Origin of the sequence: Pseudovibrio exalbescens DSM 16456, from assembly GCF_000422785.1 — a bacterium.
GTDB classification, from domain to species: Bacteria; Pseudomonadota; Alphaproteobacteria; order Rhizobiales; family Stappiaceae; genus Pseudovibrio; species Pseudovibrio exalbescens.
Genome location: NZ_AUGS01000037.1, coordinates 1 through 1,866 on the forward strand (window position 1 = coordinate 1; position 1,866 = coordinate 1,866).

Here is a 1,866-nt window from a genome sequence, read left to right on the forward strand (position 1 = left end):
GAAAGGCCAATCAAACTCGGAAATAGCTGGTTCTCCGCGAAATCTATTTAGGTAGAGCGTCCTGTGAATACTCCTGGGGGTAGAGCACTGGATGGGCTATGGGGGCTCACCGCCTTACTGATCCTAACCAAACTCCGAATACCAGGAAGTACTGCAGGGCAGACACACAGTGGGTGCTAACGTCCATTGTGGAGAGGGCAACAACCCTGACCGCCAGTTAAGGTCCCTAAGTTATGGCTAAGTGGGAAAGGATGTAGAGATCCCAAAACAACCAGGATGTTGGCTTAGAAGCAGCCATCATTTAAAGAAAGCGTAACAGCTCACTGGTCTAAATAAGGGTCTCCGCGCCGAAAATGTACCGGGGCTCAAGCCATACACCGAAACTGCGGGCGTGTTTGACACGCGGTAGCGGAGCGTTCTGTAAGTCTGCGAAGGGATACTCGTGAGAGATCCTGGAGATATCAGAAGTGCGAATGCTGACATGAGTAACGATAAAGAGGGTGAGAGACCCTCTCGCCGAAAGTCCAAGGGTTCCTGCGCAACGCTAATCGGCGCAGGGTTAGCCGGCCCCTAAGGTGAGGCCGAAAGGCGTAGCCGATGGGAATGGGGTTAATAGTCCCCAGCCAGTGGGAAGTGACGGATGCCGTGTGTTGTATGCCCTTATTGGATTGGGTGTGCAGCGAAGGTGTCCCTGGAAATAGCTCCCACATTCGACCGTACCCGAAACCGACACAGGTGGACTGGTAGAGCATACCAAGGCGCTTGAGAGAACTGTGCTGAAGGAACTCGGCAAATTGCTCCCGTAAGTTCGCGAGAAGGGAGACCCGTGATTGGGCAACCAGTCATGGGTGGCACAGACCAGGGGGTTGCGACTGTTTATCAAAAACACAGGGCTCTGCGAAGCCGCAAGGCGACGTATAGGGTCTGACGCCTGCCCGGTGCCGGAAGGTTAAGAGGAGGTGTGCAAGCACCGAATTGAAGCCCCGGTAAACGGCGGCCGTAACTATAACGGTCCTAAGGTAGCGAAATTCCTTGTCGGGTAAGTTCCGACCTGCACGAATGGCGTAACGACTTCCCCGCTGTCTCCAGCACAGGCTCAGTGAAATTGAATTCCCCGTGAAGATGCGGGGTTCCTGCGGTCAGACGGAAAGACCCCGTGCACCTTTACTACAGCTTCACACTGGTATTCGTGATGACATGTGTAGGATAGGTGGTAGGCGTTGAAATGAGGGCGCCAGCTCTCATGGAGCCATCCTTGAAATACCACCCTTGTCCTCATGGATATCTAACCGCGGCGCAACAACGCCCGGGACCGTGTGTGGCGGGTAGTTTGACTGGGGCGGTCGCCTCCCAAATGGTAACGGAGGCGCGCGAAGGTGGGCTCAGAGCGGTCGGAAATCGCTCGTCGAGTGCAATGGCATAAGCCCGCCTGACTGCGAGACTGACAAGTCGAGCAGAGACGAAAGTCGGTCATAGTGATCCGGTGGTCCCTCGTGGAAGGGCCATCGCTCAACGGATAAAAGGTACGCCGGGGATAACAGGCTGATGATGCCCAAGAGTCCATATCGACGGCATTGTTTGGCACCTCGATGTCGGCTCATCGCATCCTGGGGCTGGAGCAGGTCCCAAGGGTTTGGCTGTTCGCCAATTAAAGCGGTACGTGAGCTGGGTTCAGAACGTCGCGAGACAGTTCGGTCCCTATCTGCCGTGGGTGTAGGAGAATTGAGAGGATCTGTCCCTAGTACGAGAGGACCGGGATGGACGTACCTCTGGTGGACCTGTTGTGGCGCCAGCCGCATTGCAGGGTAGCTATGTACGGAAAGGATAACCGCTGAAGGCATCTAAGCGGGAAACCTACCTCAAAAC

At 55.3% G+C, this 1,866-nt stretch carries 1 rRNA gene; it reads left to right on the plus strand.

The window, feature by feature from the left end:
• A 23S ribosomal RNA gene (locus tag G512_RS0114645) occupies window positions 1–1,866 on the plus strand; the annotation flags it as partial.